This window comes from Streptomyces sp. NPDC006197, assembly GCF_040613865.1.
GTDB lineage: Bacteria > Actinomycetota > Actinomycetes > Streptomycetales > Streptomycetaceae > Streptomyces.
The window spans coordinates 1-19249 of the sequence record NZ_JBEXSZ010000051.1; the positions used below are offsets into that span (position 1 = coordinate 1).

At 72.9% G+C, this 19249-nt stretch carries 16 protein-coding genes; 7 read left to right on the forward strand and 9 right to left on the reverse strand.

Annotated features, from left to right (window positions below):
- Positions 1-187 precede the first annotated feature (187 nt).
- A complete protein-coding gene (locus tag ABZ318_RS17990; RefSeq protein WP_356903428.1) occupies positions 188-2830 on the reverse strand; it encodes a BTAD domain-containing putative transcriptional regulator in 2643 nt (880 codons plus the stop codon).
- A gap of 41 nt (positions 2831-2871) precedes the next feature.
- Positions 2872-4041, reverse strand: a complete 1170-nt coding sequence (locus tag ABZ318_RS17995) for a low temperature requirement protein A (protein WP_356903429.1) — start codon at positions 4039-4041, stop codon at positions 2872-2874.
- A gap of 428 nt (positions 4042-4469) precedes the next feature.
- On the opposite strand from ABZ318_RS17995, the gene ABZ318_RS18000 reads away from it, so the two are divergent.
- Genes ABZ318_RS18000 through ABZ318_RS18025 form a run of 6 tightly spaced genes read left to right on the forward strand, consistent with a single transcriptional unit; the run spans position 4470 to position 9912 of the window.
- Positions 4470-5615 carry an MFS transporter gene (locus ABZ318_RS18000; RefSeq protein WP_356903430.1) on the forward strand — a complete coding sequence of 382 codons (1146 nt, stop codon included), beginning with the start codon at positions 4470-4472 and terminating at the stop codon, positions 5613-5615.
- Positions 5612-7936, forward strand: coding sequence for a molybdopterin oxidoreductase family protein (locus ABZ318_RS18005; protein WP_356903431.1), 2325 nt, complete (start codon positions 5612-5614; stop codon positions 7934-7936). Before ABZ318_RS18000 ends, ABZ318_RS18005 begins: the two co-directional genes overlap by 4 nt.
- 7 nt (positions 7937-7943) lie before the next feature.
- Positions 7944-8543, forward strand: a complete 600-nt coding sequence (locus ABZ318_RS18010; protein WP_356903432.1) for a 4Fe-4S dicluster domain-containing protein — start codon at positions 7944-7946, stop codon at positions 8541-8543.
- On the forward strand, positions 8540-9193 hold the full coding sequence (locus tag ABZ318_RS18015; protein WP_356903433.1) for a Rieske (2Fe-2S) protein: 654 nt from the start codon (positions 8540-8542) through the stop codon (positions 9191-9193). Before ABZ318_RS18010 ends, ABZ318_RS18015 begins: the two co-directional genes overlap by 4 nt.
- Positions 9190-9657 carry a hypothetical protein gene (locus tag ABZ318_RS18020; RefSeq protein ID WP_356903434.1) on the forward strand — a complete coding sequence of 156 codons (468 nt, stop codon included), beginning with the start codon at positions 9190-9192 and terminating at the stop codon, positions 9655-9657. Before ABZ318_RS18015 ends, ABZ318_RS18020 begins: the two co-directional genes overlap by 4 nt.
- A gap of 42 nt (positions 9658-9699) precedes the next feature.
- Positions 9700-9912: a hypothetical protein gene (locus ABZ318_RS18025; protein ID WP_356903435.1), complete on the forward strand. Its 213-nt coding sequence runs from the start codon at positions 9700-9702 to the stop codon at positions 9910-9912.
- 16 nt (positions 9913-9928) lie between these two features.
- Here ABZ318_RS18025 and mscL read toward each other — a convergent pair whose 3' ends face one another.
- The 6 genes from mscL to ABZ318_RS18055 form a co-directional block, all read right to left on the reverse strand.
- Entirely contained in the window at positions 9929-10447 is a 519-nt protein-coding gene (gene mscL / locus ABZ318_RS18030) for a large conductance mechanosensitive channel protein MscL (RefSeq protein ID WP_356903436.1), read from the reverse strand.
- Between the two features lie 138 nt (positions 10448-10585).
- On the reverse strand, positions 10586-11098 hold the full coding sequence (locus tag ABZ318_RS18035; RefSeq protein ID WP_356903437.1) for a hypothetical protein: 513 nt from the start codon (positions 11096-11098) through the stop codon (positions 10586-10588).
- A gap of 124 nt (positions 11099-11222) precedes the next feature.
- Positions 11223-12068 carry an S-methyl-5'-thioadenosine phosphorylase gene (locus ABZ318_RS18040; protein ID WP_356903438.1) on the reverse strand — a complete coding sequence of 282 codons (846 nt, stop codon included), beginning with the start codon at positions 12066-12068 and terminating at the stop codon, positions 11223-11225.
- 79 nt (positions 12069-12147) lie between these two features.
- Complete coding sequence (locus ABZ318_RS18045) at positions 12148-12477, reverse strand: FmdB family zinc ribbon protein (RefSeq protein ID WP_356903439.1); 330 nt, start codon at positions 12475-12477, stop codon at positions 12148-12150.
- Between the two features lie 68 nt (positions 12478-12545).
- On the reverse strand, positions 12546-13826 hold the full coding sequence (locus ABZ318_RS18050) for an MFS transporter (RefSeq protein WP_356903440.1): 1281 nt from the start codon (positions 13824-13826) through the stop codon (positions 12546-12548).
- Positions 13827-14084: 258 nt separating this feature from the next.
- A complete protein-coding gene (locus tag ABZ318_RS18055) occupies positions 14085-15668 on the reverse strand; it encodes a potassium/proton antiporter (protein ID WP_356903467.1) in 1584 nt (527 codons plus the stop codon).
- 214 nt (positions 15669-15882) lie between these two features.
- On the opposite strand from ABZ318_RS18055, the gene ABZ318_RS18060 reads away from it, so the two are divergent.
- Positions 15883-18654, forward strand: coding sequence for a penicillin acylase family protein (locus tag ABZ318_RS18060; RefSeq protein WP_356903441.1), 2772 nt, complete (start codon positions 15883-15885; stop codon positions 18652-18654).
- On the opposite strand, the gene ABZ318_RS18065 is transcribed toward ABZ318_RS18060, so the two are convergent.
- On the reverse strand, positions 18651-19238 hold the full coding sequence (locus tag ABZ318_RS18065; RefSeq protein WP_356903442.1) for a 5-formyltetrahydrofolate cyclo-ligase: 588 nt from the start codon (positions 19236-19238) through the stop codon (positions 18651-18653). The two genes, ABZ318_RS18060 and ABZ318_RS18065, sit on opposite strands and share 4 nt — an antisense overlap.
- Positions 19239-19249 lie beyond the last annotated feature (11 nt).

Below are 19249 nucleotides of genomic sequence, written 5' to 3' on the forward strand. Positions count from 1 at the left end.
AACGGAGCACGCCCCTCCACAGCGGCGTAGAGGGTCGCACCCAGGGACCACAGATCCGACTCGGCGGTCGCGGGCATCCCCCGGACCTGCTCAGACGCAGAGGCGCCGCTGAGCGCGCCGTCCCGTGTGCCCACCCGTCCCGCCCTGCGGGACGATTGCCCACACGGAGGTGGCGGGGGCCGGCCGGTCACGCCCGCAGTCCCGCCCGGCGGGCCGTGTCCGCCGCGCGGGCGCGGTCGGCCGCCGCCGACGCGGCGTCCCCGGCGGCCTCGTGGACGGCGGCGCGGCGGTGGAGCAGGTCGACGACGTCCTCGGCGACCCCCAGCGACTCGAAGAGTTCCAGGGCCTCCGCGAGCAGGGGCAGCGGTTCGGCGGAGTGCGCCGCCAGTCCCTCCAGCGCGGTCGCCGTCCCCCACCGCTCCCCGAGCGCCCGGAAACCGTCGAGGGCCTGGACGAAGAGGGCCTTCGAGGACGCCAGGTGGGCGTGGCCCACCTGGCCGAGGGCGCGGGACCAGGGGTCGTCGCCCATGCGGAGGCCCTCCAGGGGGCCTATGGACGTCGACCAGAGGAAGGCCGTGTACGGCTGCCCGAGCGGAGCCGTACGCGCGAGGAGGAACTCCCGGGCGCGGTCCACGTGTTCGCCCTCCCGGAGGCCCGCCGCGAGGACGCACAGCGCGTACTCCTCGCCGAGTTCCGCCGTCGGCTCCACCCGGTCGAGGAGCTCCGCGACCGGCGCCGCCACCCGGCCCCGGAGCCCGCGCAGCCACCAGTACGGGCTGAGCGCGGCCACCAGCCGCAGCCCGTCCTCGGGCGTGCCGCGCCGCAGCGCCGCCCGCAGGTTCGCGTCCTCCGCGTCCAGCCGGGCCAGCCATTCCAGCTGGTCGGGCCCGCGCAGTTCGGGGTCGGCCGCCTCGGCGAGTTCCCGGTAGTACGCGTGGTGGGCGGCGATCGCCGGGTCCCCGTCCGGGAGCCGCTCGGCGGCGTACGCGCGGATCGTCTCCAGCATCCGGTACCGGCCGTCGTCCCGTACCTCCACCAGCGACTTCTCCACGAGCGAGGCCAGCGGGTCCGCGCCCGCCCCGCACACCCGGGCCACCGCCTCCGCCGTCGCGCCGCCCTGGAACACGGAGAGGCGCGCGGCCAGTTGCCGCTCGTCCGGTTCGAGCAGCGACCAGCTCCACTCGACCACGGCCCGCAGCGTCCGGTGCCGCTCCGGCGCGGTGCGGTCCCCGCGCGACAGCAGTTCGAACCGCTCGCCGAGGCCGTCCGCCAGCTCCTCCACGGACAGGGTCCGCAGGCGGGCGGCCGCGAGCTCGACGGCGAGCGGCAGCCCGTCGAGGCCCGCGCAGAGCTCCGCCACGCGCGCGTGGCCCGTGAATCCGGGCCGGACCGCCGCCGCCCGCCGCACGAACAGCTCCTCCGCCGCGTCCGGGGCGAGCGCGCCGAGCGGCAGCAGGGACTCCCCGGTGATGCCGAGCGCCTCCCGGCTCGTCGTCAGCACCCGCAGTCCCGGGCAGGCGGCGAGCAGCCGCCGTACGAGGAGCGCCGTCTCCGCGACGACGTGCTCGCAGTTGTCCACGATCAGGAGCACCGACCGCCCGGCCAGGGCCGTTTCGAGCCGCGCCGCACCCCGCACGCCGAGCGCCGCCGCGAAGGCCTCGGCGACCTCGACGGAAGCGGAGCCCGTACGTCCGCCCCCGGCGGCCGCGGAGCCCGTACGTCCGCTCCCGGTAGCCGCGGAGCCCGTACGTCCGCTCCCGGTAGCCGCGGAGCCCGTATGCCCGCCCCCGTCGGCCGCGGAGCCCGTGCGTCCGCCCCCGGCAGCCGCAGACCCCGTGCGTCCGCCCCCGGTAGCCGCCGGTCCCGCGCCCCCGACCGCCCCCAGGTCCACGAACCTCACCTCCCCCGGCAGCCCCGCGCCCACCTCAAGGGCCAGCCGGGTCTTGCCCGCGCCGCCCGGGCCCACCAGGGTCACCAGGCGCGCGGCCGTCACCAGGGCGGCCAGCCGCTCCCGTTCCCGTTCGCGGCCCACGAAGTCCGTCAGCGGCGCGGGCAGCGGCGGGCACGTCCGGTCCGGGACGGTCGCCTCGCCCCGCAGCACCTCCAGGTGCACGGCGGACAGTTCCGGCGACGGATCGGCCCCCAGCTCCTCGGCGAGGGCCGCCCGCACCTCCTCGTACACGGCGAGCGCCTCCGCCTGCCGTCCCACCGCGGCGAGCGCCCGCACCTGCAGCCCGCGCAGCCGCTCCCGCAGCGGCTGCTCCCGCACCGACCGCTCCAACTCCCGTACGAGCGCGGCCAGGTCCCCGCCGACGGCCAGCTCGGCGGCCGCCCACTCCTCCACCGCGTCGAGCCGCAGCGCATCGAGCCGGGCCGCCTGGCCCGCGGCGAACGGCGCGTCCCGCACGTCGGCGAGCGCCGGTCCCCGCCAGAGCCCGAGCGCCTCCCGCAGCAGGTCGGCCGCGCGGCCGGGGTCGCCCGCCGCACCGGCCCGCGCGCCTTCCCGGGCGAGCGCCTCGAAGCGCAGGACGTCCACGTCCGTGACGGGGTCGCCGACGGCCAGCCGGTATCCGGCGGGCGAGAACCCGACCGTGACGCCCGGCGGGAGGGTCCGGCGCAGCCGCGAGACCTGGGCCTGGAGCGCGCCCTGGGCGCCGGCCGGCGGCTCGTCCCCGTACAGCCCGTCGACGAGCCGCTCCACCGGGACGGTCCTGCCCGCGTCGAGGAGGAGCCGGGCGAGCAGGGCGCGGACCTTGGGGCCGCCGGTGGCGGGCACCGGGGCGCCGGTGGCATCGGCGGTCGCGAGCGGCCCGAGGAGGCGGAAGATCATGTGCGGATTGTGTCCCGGCGGCCGGTGACTTCTCCAGGGGGCTACCTCGCGCGCGTGCGGGGGTTGCGGGCGGTCAGGGTGACCCCGACGGCGACCGTGGCCGCCGCGACGAGCCCGGCCGCGAGGACCGCCCAGCGGCCCGCGAACGAGCACATCAGGATCGCGAACGACGAGACCGGCAGGACCAGTTGCTGGGCGATGCCGATCTTGAAGTAGCGGGCGTGCAGCAGCCACACCGACAGCAGGAACACGGCCGAGGGGATCGTCACGGCGGCGGAGGCGGCGAGCGTGGAGATGTGGGCCTTGCCCACGACCTGCTCGACGGCGATCTCCAGGCCGGCCCCGACGGCGGCGGCCGACGAGAAGATCACGTAGTGGCCGTAACCCCACAGGAAGCCCTGGCGGCTGGAGGTCAGCCGGTCGTGGGCGGGCACGACGAAGTAGATCCACCAGGCGGCGAAGACCAGCAGCAGACCGCCCGCGGCGATCGGCAGCACCTCGCCGAGGGCGTCGTTCTCGACGATGCCGGTCTTCACGGCGACGGTCGCGGCGGCGACGGTCTCGCCCAGCACGATGATGGTGAACAGGCCGTACCGCTCGGCGATGTGGTGCGGGTGCCAGGTGCTGGGCGCGGCCTTCTCCGCGTACACCGGCACGGCCATCTCGGCGAGCGCCATGACCAGGAAGACCCACGGACGGGCCGGCTCGGGGGCGAGGAGCAGCGCGAGCCAGCCGACCTGGACGGCGAGGACCCCGCCCGCGTACCGGCGGCACATCGTCCGCTCGGCCGGAGCGGTGGCGTGGTGGGCGGCGCGCAGCCACTGCGAGGCCATGGCGAGCCGCATCACGACGTAACCGAGGTAGACGACGAGGAAGTCGTGGTCCGCGAAGGCGCGCGAGACGCCGGCGGCGAGGACGAGCACACCGGCGATCTGGACGAGGGTGACGACCCGGTAGAGGACGTCGTCGTTGTCGTAGGCGGAGGCGAACCAGGAGAAGTTCATCCAGGCCCACCAGATCGCGAAGAAGATCATCGCGTAGTTGAGGATGCCCTCGCCGGCGTGGCCCTCGGCGACCGCGTGCACGAGTTCGGCGCCGGCCTGGGCGACGGCCACGACGAAGCACAGGTCGAAGAAGAGCTCCAGGGGCGTGGCGGTCCGGTGCGACTCCTCGCGGGAGCGAGCGGTGAGGGGCGTGAACGGTTGTGTCATGCGCCCCAGCACAGCAGAACGGGCGGCGGGCCCCCGCGCATGCCACGCCCTGCGGGGCGCCTACGGCCCGCGACCGCCGGGACCTGGGCCCGCCCGCCGCCACGGGCCTCGCCGCGGGTCCCGTCACCCCCGCCGCCGTGGCCACCCGGCGGCCCTCCGAGGGCTCGGTCCCCTCCTGGGGCCTGGTCCTCCTCGGCATCAAGGCCTGGGGCCCGGCCCCGCACGACACGCCCTCCCCGACTCCGGGCAGCTCGCCGTCGCCCGCGAGGTCTTCGCGGCCACGGACTGCGCGCCGTCCGACCGGCTCATCACCGGCCTGCGTACCGTCTGACCTGCTCCTCACCGGCCCGCGTGCCGTCTGAACGGCCCATCACCCTCGGAGCGGTCAAAACAGGACTAAGCAGGTCATACGGCTTTACCGTGGCCGCGTGACCGAGCCACCGCAGACAGCCGAGCCGACCTCCGCGTCCGGCTCCGCCCCCGCCCCCGCCCCGGGCCCCGCACCCGGCGCCACGGCGGCCGACGGCCCCGCGCCCCGGACCCCGGCCGCCGTGCGCCGCCGCGCCGCCCTCGCCGGCGCCGCCGTCTCCGCCCTGCTGATCCTCGCGATCGTCTTCGGCAGCCGCCTGCTCCGCGACTTCGACTCGGCCCTCCTGCCCTACGCCGTGGCCACCGTCTTCCTCGCCTTCGGCGTCGCCTACCGCTACACGGTCTGGATCTCCGCGCCCGGCGCCCGCCGTCTCTTCCGGCAGGGCCGGCGCTCCTTCTTCTCCGCCGCGAACTTCCGCAAGGCGCCCACCGCCCTGCCGAAGATGATCGCCACCTACCTCGGCTTCCAGAAGTTCCTCGGCGCCCGCTCGCACGCCCGCTGGGCCGCCCACCAGCTCATCTTCTGGGGCTGCCTGCTGGCCGCGGCGATCACCTTCCCGCTCACCTGGGGCTGGTTCACCTTCACCTCCGCCACCGGCTCGGGCCCCGGCTACGAGATGCGGATCTGGGGCTTCAAGGTCCTCGGCTTCAACGGGCTCGACGCCGTCGGCTGGCTCATGTTCCACGGCCTCGACATCGCCGCCGTCCTCGTCATCGCCGGCGCCGCCTACTTCCTCCGGCGCCGCATGAAGGACCGGGGCGCCATCACCGGCCAGCGCTTCGCCTACGACCTGGTGCCGCTGATCGCCCTCGTCGTCATCTCGGTGACCGGACTGCTGCTGACCTTCTCGTCGATCTTCCTGCACGGCGGCGGCTACGAGTTCCTCGCCGTCCTCCACATGGTGTCCGTCGTCTTCACCCTGATCTACATCCCCTTCGGGAAGTTCTTCCACATCGTCCAGCGGCCCGCCGCCGTCGGCATGCAGCTCTTCAAGTACACCTCCCGCCGCGAGGACGAGGCCGAGGTCCTCGCCTGCCGCCGCTGCCAGGAGCCCATCGACACCGCCCCGTACGTGGCGAACCTCCGGGGCACCATGCGCGACCTCGACCTCGGCTTCGACGAGTGGGCCGAGTACTGCCCCCGCTGCAAGCGGGTCCTGCGCGGCACCGCCTACCTCGACCACGTGAAGAAGGGCTTCAAGTGAGCGCGACCGACCCCGCGACCACCCCCGGCCGGCCGCTGCCGCTCGACCCCTCCCTCGCCCCGCCCGGCACCCGCCAGTTCCGCGACGCCGGGGGCATCCCCGCCGACCGCTGGCACGCCGACCAGAACGGCGAGACCCTCGTCCCCACCCACTGCTGCTTCTGCGGCGTCCAGTGCGGCATGTACCTCCGCGTCGACCACCACGGCAAGGTCTTCGGCGTCGAACCCCGCAACCACGACATCAACCGGATGCGGCTCTGCCCCAAGGGCATCAACGCCTACCAGCAGGTCAACCACCCCGACCGGCTCACCGCGCCCCTCATGCGCCGGAATCGCGACGAGGAGTTCCGCGAGGTCGGCTGGGAGGAGGCCCTCGACCACACCGTCGCCGAGATCCGCCGCATCCAGTCCGAGTACGGCAACGACTCCTTCGGTCTCCTCGGCGGCGCCAGCCTCTACTCCGAGAAGACCTACCTCGTCGGCAAGTTCGCCCGCGTCGCCCTCAAGACCCGGCACGTCGACTACAACGGCCGCCTCTGCATGGTCTCCGCCGCCGGAGCCAACAAGCTCGCCTTCGGCATCGACCGCGCGGGCAACCCCTTCTCCGACATCCTCCTCACCGACTGCCTCCTCATCGCCGGCTCCAACGTCGGCGAATGCTTCCCCGTCATGACCCAGTACCTGTGGGGAGCCCGCGACCGGGGCGCCACCCTCATCGTCGTCGACCCCCGCGAGACGGCGATCGCCCGCACCGCCGACGTCCACGTCGCCCTCAGGCCCGGCACCGACTCGGCCTTCTTCAACGCCGTCCTGCACGTCGTCGTCGCCGAAGGCCTCACCGACGAGGCCTACCTCGCGGCCCGTACCACCGGCTGGGACGAGGTCAGGAAGACCGTCGCCGACTGCCCGCCCGCCCGCGCGGCCGAGATCTGCGGCGTCTCCGAGGAGCAGATCGTCCAGGTCGCCCGCATGTTCGCCGGCGCGGACAAGGCCATGGCCTGGCACGCCCGCGGCGTCGAGCACCACTCCCAGGGCGTCGAGAACTGCCTCAGCATCATCAACCTGTGCGTCGCCACCGGGAACATCGGCAGGCCCGGCGCCGGCTACGGCACCATCACCGGCCAGGGCAACGGCCAGGGCGGCCGCGAGCACGGCCAGAAGTCCGACCTCCTCCCCGGCGGCCGCTCCCTCACCAACCCCGAGCACCGCCGCCAGATCTGCGAGATCTGGGGCATCGACGAGGCCGAACTCCCGCCCGCGGGCACCTCCATGATGGAGATGGTCTGGCAGATGCAGCGGAAGGAGATCCGCGGCCTCGTCGGCATCTGCAACAACCCCTTCGTCTCCCTCCCGAACCACGCCACCGTCAAGGACGGCTACGACACCCTCGAGTTCCACGCCCAGTTCGACTTCTTCCTCTCCGAGACCGCCGCCAACGCCCACGTGGTCTTCCCCGTCACCGTGTGGGCCGAGGACGAGGGCGTCATGGCCAACGCCGAGGCCCGGGTCGTCAAGCACAACAAGGCCCAGGAACCACCGGCCGGCGTCCGCACCGACACCTGGGTCATCTGCGAACTGGCCAAGCGGCTCGGCGCCGGCGACAAGTTCGCCTTCCCCGACTCCCGCTCCGTCTTCGAGGAGCTCCGCATCGCCTCCGCCGGAACCGTCAACGACTACTACGGCATCACGTACGAGCGCCTGGAGGAGACCGGGGGCATCGCCTGGCCCTGCCCGACCACCGACCACCCCGGCACCCCGCGGCTCTTCGAGGACGGCCGCACCTACCACCCCGACGGCAGGATCCACCTGCAGGTCGTCGAATGGCACCCGCCCATGGACCCGTACAGCGAGGAGTACCCCCTCTCGCTCACCACCGGCCGCACCGTCGCCCACTTCCTCTCCGGCAACCAGACCCGCCGCCTCGGCGCCCTCGTCGAACAGACCCCCCGCCCCTGGGTGGAGGTCCACCCCTCGCACGGCTTCCGCAACGGCGACCCCGTCCGCGTCGTCACCCGCCGCGGCAGCGAGGTCTTCCCCGCGCTCGTCACCGAGGCCATCCGCCCCGACACCGTCTTCGTGCCGTACCACTGGCCCGTCCCCACGGCGGCGAACGCCCTCACCATCGACGCCCTCGACCCGCGCTCCAAGATCCCGGAGTACAAGGTGTGCGCCGCCCGCATCGAGGCCGCCGAACACGTCGACGAGGTCCCCGCCCCGCCCACCGCCCCCGGCCGGCAGGCCTACCCGGAGACCCAGGTCTCCCGCACCGACCCGCTGCCCCCCACCTCCCCCCAGGGCCGCGGCACCGCGGAGAGGAGCTGACCCGCACATGATGGGCCGCACGATCTTCATCGACCCGGGCCGCTGCATCGGCTGCCAGGCCTGCGTCTCCGCCTGCCGCGAATGCGACTCGCACCGCGGCAAGTCGATGATCCACCTCGACTACCCCGACGAGGGCCAGTCCGTCGCCTCCCTCCCCACCGTCTGCATGCACTGCGAGGACCCGGTCGCCCCCTGCGCCGAGGTCTGCCCCGCCGACGCGATCCTCGTCACCGCCAACGGCGTCGTGCAGCAGGCCGACACCACCCGCTGCATCGGCTGCGCCAACTGCGTCAACGCCTGCCCGTTCGGCGTCCCCAAGATCGACCTCCAGGCGAAGCTCCAGATGAAGTGCAACCTCTGCTACGACCGCACCGCCTACGGCCTCGCCCCCATGTGCGCCACCGTCTGCCCCACCGGCGCCCTCTTCTACGGAACCCTCGACGAGCTCCGCGCCGAACGCCCCGGCGTCCAGGTCGCCGACTCCTTCACCTTCGGCACCACCACCGTCTCCACCGGAGTGGCGATGGTCGTCCCCGCCGACAAGGTCCAGTGGCCGGTGCCCGGCGGCCTCCCCGTCGTCGAGGTCAACGGAAGGGAAGTCCGTTGAGCGTCACCGACCCCGAGCTGCCCGCGCCGGGCGTCCGCGCCGACGCGGCCCAGGAAGCGCTCCACGACCGGATCGCCGCCGACTCCCTCACCACCCGCCGCGACTACCTGCGGATCGTCGCCACCGTCTCCGGCGGCCTCGCCGTCGGCGGCATCGGCGTCGCCTCCGGCATCCTGCACCGGCACGGCGACAGCGAGGGCACCCCCCAGCTCAAGAAGGTCGCCGACCGGATCGAACCGGGCGAGTCCCTCGCCTTCCGCTACCCCGGCGACGAGGACCGGGCGATCGCCGTCCGCATGGAGGACGGCACACTCGCCGGCTACTCCGCCGTCTGCACCCACCTCGCCTGCGCCGTGCTCTGGCGCAAGGAACGGGGTAGCGAGGGCGAGCTGTACTGCCCCTGCCACGAGGGGGTCTTCGACGCCCGTACGGGAGAGGTCACCGCCGGCCCGCCCCCTCGGGGCCTGCCGAAGGTGATCCTCGTCGAGCAGCCCGACGGCTCCGTCTGGGCCATCGGCACCGCCCGCTCCGGCGAAAGCCTCCAGGAGGGCTACTGCCGCGAGCGCGGCGCGGGCGGCCCCCTCTGCGCCCGGCTGGAAGACGGGGCCCCGGAGGCGCCCGGCCGGCCCGAGAGGAGTGAGCGGACATGAGCGAGAGCGCGTTCCCCCGGGACCCCGGAGCTCCGGATCCGGCGGCCTCGTCGAAGGTGCCGGATGCCCCAGATCCGGCGTCGTCGTCGAAGGCTCCCGCGGCCGCGGGCCCGGCGGCGCCCCCGCGCCCCCCGGCGTACACCCCCGGCAGCGCGCAGCCGCGTCTGAACCGGCCCGTGCACGAGCGCTATCCCCAGATCCGGCCCACCAGCGGCTACGGCGACCCCCGGATCCGGCACACCGGGCCGGGCCCCGGGGCGGGGACGGAACAGGAGCCGGAACGCTCCTCGAAACTCTCGGCCCGCCTCGCGCTGGCGCTCACGGTCGTCATCGGCCAGCTGTGGGGCCTGACGGTCGTGGTGGACGAGTGGATGGCGGGCGGCACCGGCACCGCCTGGTGGGGCGCGGGCTTCCTCGTCCTGTCGTTCCTGGGCCTGTGGCTGATCGACCCGGAGGACCGCTGATCAGGGGGGTGCGCGGCGGGTGAGCGGGCGTACCCTGAAGAGATGAGCACCGCCCCCGCCCACGGACCGCGAGACGCGAAGCGGACCGGCACCGATCCCGAGAACACTCCGAAGCCGGTACTCGTCTTCGACGATCCGCTGGACCGGCAATCCGCGGACGACACGGACCGTGGGTGGGGCGAGCGGCCTCCAGCCGGCGGCAGCGCCGCCGACCTCGCGCGCTTCCTCGACGAGAAGCCGCCGCACCACCTCTGAAACCGGCCCGCGCCGGTCAGGAGGTGGAGTGCGCCCCGGTGGCCCCACCGCCGGAGACGGCCGATCCCGGGTGAGTGTTGTTCACGGGGCCGCGCTGGGCGACCAGGTGGTCGCGGATCTCCTTGAGCACCTCCAGCTCGCTGACCTCCATGACCTCCTCGACGCCCTCCCTCGCCTTGTCGTGCGCGGCGCGCTTGGCGAGGATCTTGGCCATCGGCAGGACCATGAGGAAGTAGACGACGGCCGCGGTGATCAGGAAGCTCAGCACCGCGCTGAGGACCAGACCCCACTGGATCTGGATGCCCTGCATCTCGCCGTCGACCATCTTGCAGGGGTCCTTGAGGCAGGACGCGTAGCTCTCCAGATCCTTGGTGCCGAAGGCGCCGACGATCGGGTTGATGATTCCCTTGACCACCGAGTTCACGATGTTCGTGAAGGCGGCACCGATGACGACCGCCACCGCCAGGTCGATCACGTTGCCACGCATCAGGAAGGCCTTGAAGCCTCCCAGCAAACTTTCCTTCTTCTCGGTCACCGGGGTGCCTTTCGTCGCGTGTGATGTCGCGTGTGATGTCGTGTGTACCGCTGTGTGCGGAGCCATTAGGCCGTGAGCGACACAAGGGCGTCCAATCCGTACACACGGGACGGTTACTTGACAGGGAGTCAGTGCGAATCAGCACACCGTCACCGCCAGTTGGGACGTGACACCGGCACCTGCCAGCTCCGCCGCCGTCGACCGCGGCACGGACAGGACGACGAGCGCCCCTCCGTCCGACCGGCTCGCGTCCGGCCGCGGGACCTCGGCCACCCGGGCGCCCGCGGCGACCACCCGGGCCTCGTCCTCCCGGCCCGGCGTCGGAGGAGGCGCGGCGATCACGTCGACCCGGTCGCCGGGCCGCAGCAGCCGTACGGTCGCGGCGTCGGCGATCCGTACCGGCGCGGACACCAGGGGCACGGCGGCGGGCGGCCGCGCGCGGGCGGGAGCCGGCGGAGGCGGTGCGGCCGGGGCGGCGCTCGTGTTCGCGACGACGGCCAGCGCGCCCGCCGTCAGGGCCAGGAGCAGCGCCGGTGCGCGCCGCCCGCGGCGGAGCGCCCGCCGCAGCCGGTGCCGGGCGCCCCGGACCCGTACCGGCTCGAAGGCCGGCACCGTGCAGGGCGCGGGGACGGAAGAGGAGAGGGTCGTCATGCGGGGTACCGCCTGTCCTGGTCGGAACGGGATGTGCCCCCACTCTCCCGACTCCGCCCCCGCTCCGCTCCGGCCTGGGGACCACCCCGCGCCTGTGGACAACCTCTCCACTCCCAGGGGTGGTTTACGGCAGCTCGATCCCCAGGTCCCAGCCGTCGTGCGCCCTCGTGCACAGGCAGTCCCGGTCCACCGTCGCCGGCAGTGCCCCGACCGCGTCGAAGAGCACCTCCCGCAGCCGTCCCACGTTCTCACCGAAGACCCGCAGCACCTCGGTGTGGGAGACGCCGTCGCCGGTCTCGGCGCCCGCGTCCAGATCGGTGACGAGCGCGAGCGAGGTGTAGCAGAGGCCCAGCTCGCGGGCGAGGACGGCCTCGGGGTGCCCGGTCATGCCGACGACGGACCAGCCGGCGGCGGCGTGCCACCGGGACTCGGCGCGGGTGGAGAAGCGGGGCCCCTCGACGACGACCATCGTGCCGCCGTCCACGGGTTCCCAGCCCCGCCCCCGGGCGGCCTTGACCGCGACCCGCCGCCCGTCCGGGCAGTAGGGGTCGGCGAAGGTCACGTGGACGACGTTCGGCACGGCCCCGTCGGCCCGCCGCTCCCCGTCGAAGTAGGTCTGGGCCCGGCTCTTCGTGCGGTCGACCAGCTGGTCGGGCACGACGAGCGCCCCGGGCCCGTACTCTTCGCGCAGCCCGCCGACGGCGCAGGGCCCGAGGACCTGCCGTACCCCCACGGAGCGCAGCGCCCAGAGGTTGGCGCGGTAGTTGATCCGGTGCGGCGGGACGGTGTGGCCGCGGCCGTGCCGGGGGAGGAAGGCGACCTGCCGGCCGGCGATCTCGCCGAGGAAGAGGGAGTCGCTCGGGCTGCCGTAGGGGGTGTCGACGGACACCTCCGTGACGTCCTCGAGGAACGAGTAGAAGCCGGAGCCGCCGATCACGCCGATGTCCGCGTACACGTCATGGTTCGCCATGCCGGTCACCCTACGCAGGGTGTGCGGAAACGCCGAGGGCCCCGTCGCACACCGCGACGGGGCCCAAGGAAAGCCTGGTTCAGGCGGCCGAGCTTCCGGTGCTCGACGAGGACGCCGAGGAGGAGGAAGCGGTCGACGCGGCCGGCTTCGAATCCGAGGACGACGAGGACGACGTCGAAGAGGACGACGTGGTCGAGGGCTTCGACGAGGCCGGCGAGCTGCTGGACGACGAGCCGCGGCTGTCGTTCCGGTAGAAGCCGGAGCCCTTGAAGACGATGCCGACGGCCGAGAACACCTTCTTCAGGCGTCCCTGGCAGCTGGGGCACACGGTCAGGGCGTCATCGGTGAACTTCTGCACCGCCTCGAGGCCTTCGCCGCACTCGGTGCACTGGTACTGGTAGGTCGGCACTTGACTTCCTCCTGGCACTCACACTCATCGAGTGCTAACGACGATCCATATTGACGTATTCCGCGGGATCAGTCCACCGTCACCGGCACGCGGTGACCGATACCACGTGCCGCGACCCGGCTCGCCTCGCGGGGGCGCAGCCGCGACCGCAGGGCCAGCAGCGTGGCCAGGGCCAGTGCCGTGCCCGCCATCGGCACCAGGAATCCGGTGCTCGCGCCGTGTGCGTCGGCGAGGCGGCCGGCGACCGTGACGGCCGCGGCCTGGCCGAGCGCGACGGCGCCGGTGAGCCAGGTGAAGGCCTCGGTACGGGCCGAGGCCGGGATCAGGGTCTCGACGATGGTGTAGCCGGTGATCAGGGCGGGCGCGATGCACAGGCCGACGACCAGGCCCAGGGCGCCGAGGAGCAGCACCGAGTGCGCGGTCCACAGCAGGGAGGCGGCGACGGTGAGGCCCGCGTAGCCCAGGATCAGGCGGCGGCGGGGGCCGGTCTTCCAGGCGACGGCGCCCATGGCGATGCCCGCGAGCATGTTGCCGGCGGCGAAGACGCCGTACAGCAGGCCGTTGGCGCCGGGGTTGCCGATCTCCTCGGTGAAGGCGGTGAGGGAGACCTGCATGCCGCCGAAGACGGAGCCGATGCCGAGGAAGGCGACGACGAGGACGCGGACGCCGGGGACGGAGAGCGCCGAGCGGCGGGGCTCGCCGCCGAGGTGGCCGGCCGCGGCGGTCAGGCCGTACGCGGGCTGGGTGGCGCGCTGCGCGGCGAAGAACAGGCCGCCGACGAGGGTGAGGGCGGCCTCGGCGATCAGACCGGCCGCCGGGTGGACGCCGGTGCACAGGGCGGTGGCGAGGACGGGGCCGACGACGAAGGTGAACTCGTCCGTGACGGACTCGAAGGCGGCGGCCGTCGGCATCAGCGGGGTGCCGTCCAACTTGGCGGCCCAGCGGGCCCGGACCATCGGCCCGACCTGGGGCACGGAGGCGCCGGCGGGGACCGCGGCCAGGAACAGCGCCCAGAGCGGGGCGCCGGCCAGGGCGAGGGCGACGAGCAGGGAGACGGCGGCGGCGTGGACGAGGACGCCGGGGACCAGGACGGCGCGCTGGCCGAAGCGGTCGGCGAGCTTGCCGCTCTGGGGGGCGAAGAGCGCCATGGAGACGCCGGTGGCGGCGGCGACCGCGCCGGCGCTGCCGAAGGATCCGGTGGTGTGCTGCACGAGCAGGACGATGCCGATGGTCAGCATCGCGAAGGGCTGCCGTGCGGCGAAGCCGGGGAGCAGGAAGGACAGCGCGCCGGGTGTGCGCAGCAGTTGCCCGTAGCCGGGCCGCTTGTCCGTGATGACCGTGGACGCCACGGTCCTTGCCTTTCTGCCGCCTGGTAGCGCGCCCCCTGCACGGTGGTGCGGGTGTCGCCGAGAGCTGTCCTCATGCGCGTTACTGCGGTAGATACCGGGTCGGCCCCACTGCGGAGGGGCGCCACGGCCGCCATACGGTCGCGCCAGCTCTGCGTCAGGCAGAGTTGGTTCGATCTGGTGTGCCTTCATGGTACAGGGAAGAGCGTCTTCCCGCCTGGGAAAACGCCTCCGCACCCTAATTAATGCCTGGGATTAACCCTAAGTTTCCTTGCGGCGGTCGCTCCCCGGCGGGCGGCGGTCGCTGCCCGGCAGGTGGAAGCGCCCCGTGACGGCCGGTGCCGAGGCCGCCGTCGCGCCGCCGGTGCCGAGCCAGCCGGCGAGCTTGCCGCCCTGGCCGACGGCCCGCAGGCGCCGCTCGGTCGCGTCGCGCACCGGGTCGGTGGCGACGACGAGCAGTTCGTCGCCGTGCCGCAGGACGGTCGCGGGCCCCGGTACGAAGCTGGCGTCCTCCCGTACGACGAGGGTGACCGCGGCCCCGGCCGGGAGGCGCAGCTCGGCGACCTCGACGCCGTGCATCCGGGAGCGCTCCGGGATGGCGACGGAGAGCAGGTGTCCGCGCAGCCGCTCCAGCGGGGCGGACTCGACGCCGAGGTCGGCGGCCTCGGCGGGGTCGCCCAGCTTGAGGGCCTTCGCCAGCCAGGGCAGCGTCGGGCCCTGGACGAGGGTGTAGACGACGACGAGGACGAAGACGATGTTGAAGATCCGCTCGCTGCCCTCGATCTCCGTCACCATCGGGATGGTGGCGAGGATGATGGGGACGGCGCCGCGCAGGCCGGCCCAGGACATCAGGGCCTGCTCCTGCCAGGGGATCCGGAAGGGCAGCAGGCTGACCAGGACCTCCATGGGCCGTGCGACCACCGTCAGGACGAGGCCGATGACGACGGCGGGCCAGAAGTCGTGGACGAGCTCGTGCGGGGTGACGAGCAGGCCGAGCAGGACGAACATGCCGATCTGCGCGATCCAGCCGAGTCCCTCGGCGAAGCCGCGGTTCGCGGGCGCGTGGGGCAGCTTGGCGTTGCCGAGGACCATCGAGGCCAGGTAGACGGCGAGGAAGCCGGAGCCGTGGGCCATGGCGCCGGCGGCGTACGCGACGACGGCGATGGCCATGACGGCGATCGGGTACAGGCCGGAGGCGGGCAGGGCGACGTGCCGCAGCCCGTAGGCGCCGATGAAGCCGACGGCGAGGCCGACGGCGACGCCGATGGCGAGTTCGAGGGCTATCTCGCCGACGAGGAGGTACCAGTGCTCGACGGGTCCTGCGGTGGAGAAGGCGACGACGAGGATGACGACGGGGGCGTCGTTGAAGCCGGACTCGGCCTCCAGGACGCCGGTGACCCGTGAGGGGAGGGGCACCTTGCGCAGCACGGAGAAGACCGCGGCGGCGTCGGTGGAGGAGACGACGGCGCCGATGATCAGGGCCTGCCGCCAGTCGAGGCCGACGAGGTAGTGGGCGCCGGCGGCGGTGATGCCGACGCTGACGGCGACGCCGAGGGTGGAGAGGACGACCGCGGCGGGCAGCGCCGGTTTGATCTCCTTCCACTTCGTGCCGAGACCGCCTTCGGCGAGGATCACGACGAGGGCGGCGTAGCCGATGACCTGCGTCAGTTCCGCGTTGTCGAAGGCGACGTTGCCGATGCCGTCCTGGCCGATGGCGACGCCGATGCCCAGGTAGAGCAGCAGGCTGGGGAGCCCGCTCCGGGAGGAGATCCGCACGGCCGCGACGGCCACGAGCAGGACGAGGGAGCAGACGAGCAGGAGTTCGTTGAGCTGGTGGACAGTCAGTGGCCGTTCCTTCCCCTCACGTGCGGCTGGATCGTTCCTCCAGCGGCCGGTACTTCGTTACCTTACCTAATCTTTAACGCTTTCTTGACGCTCTCTTTGCGTCTCCTCGCTCACCAGTACGGTTCTCTTCCTGACACCGCGTCCGGGCCGTCCGGACGCTGCGCCTAAGGTTGCTCCCGTACTCCAGGACCACCCTGCCCCTCGAAGGACAGCGATGCCCTCCAACACGACCGCGCCCCCCGGCAAGAAGACCGCCAAGAAGAAAGGGCGGCGCGCCCGCCTGCTCCTCCTCGTCCTGGTCCTCGCACTGGTCGTGGGCATCGGCTTCGGCGGGTACTGGGGGGTCAGCACCGTCCGGGCCTCGTTCCCGCAGACGACCGGCGAGATCCGCCTCGACAGCCTCTCCGCCGACGTCGAGGTGAAGCGGGACGCGAACGGCGTCCCGCAGATCTACGCCGACAACGAGACGGACCTCTTCCGCGCCCAGGGCTACGTCCAGGCGCAGGACCGGTTCTACGAGATGGACGTCCGCCGGCACGTGACCGCGGGCCGCCTCTCCGAGATGTTCGGCGAGAGCCAGGTCGACACCGACGCCTTCCTGCGCACCCTCGGCTGGCGCCGCGTCGCGCAGGAGGAGTACGACAAGGTCCTGTCGCCGGAGACGAAGAAGTACCTCCAGGCGTACGCGGACGGCGTCAACGCCTATCTGAAGGACCGCGCACCGAAGGACGTCTCCGTCGAGTACGCGGCGCTCGCCCTCACCGGCGACTACGCGATCGAGCCGTGGAGCCCGGTCGACTCGGTGGCCTGGCTCAAGGCCATGGCCTGGGACCTGCGCGGCAACATGCAGGACGAGATCGACCGCTCGCTGATGACGAGCCGGCTGAGCGCGCAGCAGATCAAGCAGCTGTACCCGGAGTACCCGTACGCGCTCCACCAGCCGATCGTCGACAAGGGCACGGTCGGCGACGACGGGAAGTTCGACCCGAAGGCCGACGCCACCGAGGGCGACGGGACGACCACCGGGGACACCCCGGGCACCGGCCCGGGCGGCACCGGCTCCACGGGCTCTTCCGGCTCCGGCGGCGGCGTCTCCTCCCAGCTCGGCGCGCTCTCCGAGGTCCTCGACACCGTCCCCGCCCTGCTCGGCCCCAACGGCAACGGCATCGGATCGAACTCCTGGGTCGTCTCCGGGCGTCTCACCACCTCCGGCAAGCCGCTGCTCGCCAACGACCCGCACCTCGCGCCCCAGCTGCCGTCCCTCTGGTACCAGATGGGCCTGCACTGCCGCTCGGTCTCGGCCACCTGCCGCTACGACGTCGCCGGCTACACCTTCTCCGGCATGCCCGGCGTGATCATCGGCCACAACGACAAGATCGCCTGGGGCCTCACCAACCTCGGCGCCGACGTGACCGACCTCTACCTGGAGAAGATCGGCCCCGACGGCTACCTCGTCGACGGCAAGGTCAAGCCGTTCACCACCCGCGAGGAGACCATCAAGGTCGCCGGCGGCGGCGACCGCAAGATCACCGTCCGCTCCACCGGGCACGGACCGCTCGTCTCCGACCGCTCCTCCGAACTGGAGACGGTCGGCCAGAAGGCCCCCGTCGGCAACGCCGCCCCCGACCGCGGCACCGGCTACGGCGTCTCCCTCCAGTGGACCGCCCTCCAGCCGGGCAGGTCGATGGACGCGATCTTCGCGATCGACCGCGCCAAGGACTTCACCACCTTCCGGGCCGCCGCGAAGAACTTCGAGGTCCCGTCCCAGAACCTGATCTACGCCGACACCGCCGGCCACATCGGCTACCAGTCGCCGGGCAAGATCCCGCAGCGCGCCAAGGGCGACGGCACCCTGCCCGCACCCGGCTGGGACTCCTCGTGGAAGTGGAAGGGCTACATCCCCTTCGAGAAGCTGCCCTACGAGTACGACCCGGACCGCGGCTACATCGTCACCGCCAACCAGGCCGTCATCGACGACAAGACCTACCCCGACCTGCTCACCAAGGACTGGGGCTACGGCTCGCGCAGCCAGCGGATCAACGACCTCATCGAGTCGAAGACCAAGGACGGCGGCAAGATCTCGTCGGACGACATGCGGACCATGCAGACGGACAACCGCAGCGAGATCGCGACCCTGCTCAACCCGCTGCTGCTGAAGATCGACATCTCCGACCCGTACGTCCGCGAGGCGCAGAAGCTCCTGGAGGGCTGGGACTACACCCAGGAGCCCGACTCGGCCGCCGCCGCCTACTTCAACGCGGTCTGGCGCAACGTCCTCAAGCTCGCCTTCGGCAACAAGCTGCCCAAGGAGCTGCGCGCCGAGGGCGACTGCATCAACGTCCGCCCGGCCGAGGCCACCGGCCCGGTCGACGAGCAGAACAAGCTCGTCCGCGAGTGCGGCGAGCGCGACCCCGACTCGGCGCAGCCGGACGGCGGCGACCGCTGGTACGAGGTGGTCCGCCCGCTCCTCAAGCAGGAGAAGAGCGAGTGGTGGGCCACCCCCGGCAACCGGCTCGACCCGGCCACCGAGACGCGTGACCAGCTGCTCGCCCGCGCCATGAAGGACGCCCGCTGGGAGCTGACCGCCAAGCTCGGCAAGGACGTCTCCACCTGGAGCTGGGGCCGGCTGCACCAGCTGACCCTGAAGAACCAGACCCTCGGCACCGCAGGGCCCGGCGTCGTGCAGCAGCTCCTCAACCGCGGCCCGTGGAACCTGGGCGGCGGCGAGGCGGCCGTCGACGCCACCGGCTGGAACGCGGCCGGCGGCTACGAGGTCATCTGGGTGCCGTCGATGCGGATGGTCGTCAACGTCGGTGACTGGGACAGGTCCCGGTGGGTCAACCTGACCGGTGCCTCCGGCCACGCCTTCCACTCGCACTACACGGACCAGACGGACGCCTGGGCGAAGGGCGAGCTGTACGACTGGGCCTACGGCAAGGCGGCGGTCGACGCGGCGGCGAAGGACACGCTGGTCCTCAAGCCCTAGAAACGGGTGACCCCCTCCGGGGTCACCACCGCGTGCACGGGGTGGTCGTGCGGTTCCTCCGGGACCCGGGCGACCACCTCGTCCGCGTAGAGGAGCACCACCAGGGCCGGATCCACGCCCGCGCGTGCGAGCCGGGCGAGGACCCGGTCGTACGAGCCGCCGCCCCGCCCGAGCCGCATCCCGCGCCCGTCGACGGCGAGACCGGGCAGCAGCACGGCGTCGGCGGCGCACACCGCCTCGGGGCCGAGCCGGGGCCCGGTCGGTTCGAGGAGGCCGCGGCCGGCCTTCGCCAGCGCCTCGCGCCCCTCGTACGCCGCCCAGTCCAGGTCGTTGTCGGGCAGCAGGACGGGGAGCAGGACCCGCACCCCGCGCGCGTGGAGGGCGTCGAGCAGCGCGCGCGTGCCCGGTTCGCGGCCCACCGACACATAGGCGGCGACGGTGGCCGCCTCGGCGAGTTCGGCCAGCTCCATGCCCTGCCGGGCGAGGGATTCGGCCGAGTCCGTGAGGAACGCGGGGGACAGCGCGGCGCGGGCAGCCAGAAGTCGGCTGCGCAGCATGGTCTTTTCGGACAACTCAGGTGTCATGTCGGCCTCAT

Bases quoted from the DNA above. Each gene is read 5' to 3' on its own strand.
- ABZ318_RS18040 (WP_356903438.1), bottom strand. From the start codon at position 12,068: ATGGCGAACCATGACGTGTACGCGGACATCGGCGTGATCGGCGGCTCC.
- ABZ318_RS18010 (WP_356903432.1), top strand. From the start codon at position 7,944: ATGATGGGCCGCACGATCTTCATCGACCCGGGCCGCTGCATCGGCTGC.
- ABZ318_RS18020 (WP_356903434.1), top strand. From the start codon at position 9,190: ATGAGCGAGAGCGCGTTCCCCCGGGACCCCGGAGCTCCGGATCCGGCG.
- ABZ318_RS18065 (WP_356903442.1), bottom strand. From the start codon at position 19,238: ATGACACCTGAGTTGTCCGAAAAGACCATGCTGCGCAGCCGACTTCTG.
- ABZ318_RS18060 (WP_356903441.1), top strand. From the start codon at position 15,883: ATGCCCTCCAACACGACCGCGCCCCCCGGCAAGAAGACCGCCAAGAAG.
- ABZ318_RS17995 (WP_356903429.1), bottom strand. From the start codon at position 4,041: ATGACACAACCGTTCACGCCCCTCACCGCTCGCTCCCGCGAGGAGTCG.
- ABZ318_RS18025 (WP_356903435.1), top strand. From the start codon at position 9,700: ATGAGCACCGCCCCCGCCCACGGACCGCGAGACGCGAAGCGGACCGGC.
- ABZ318_RS17990 (WP_356903428.1), bottom strand. From the start codon at position 2,830: ATGATCTTCCGCCTCCTCGGGCCGCTCGCGACCGCCGATGCCACCGGC.
- ABZ318_RS18035 (WP_356903437.1), bottom strand. From the start codon at position 11,098: ATGACGACCCTCTCCTCTTCCGTCCCCGCGCCCTGCACGGTGCCGGCC.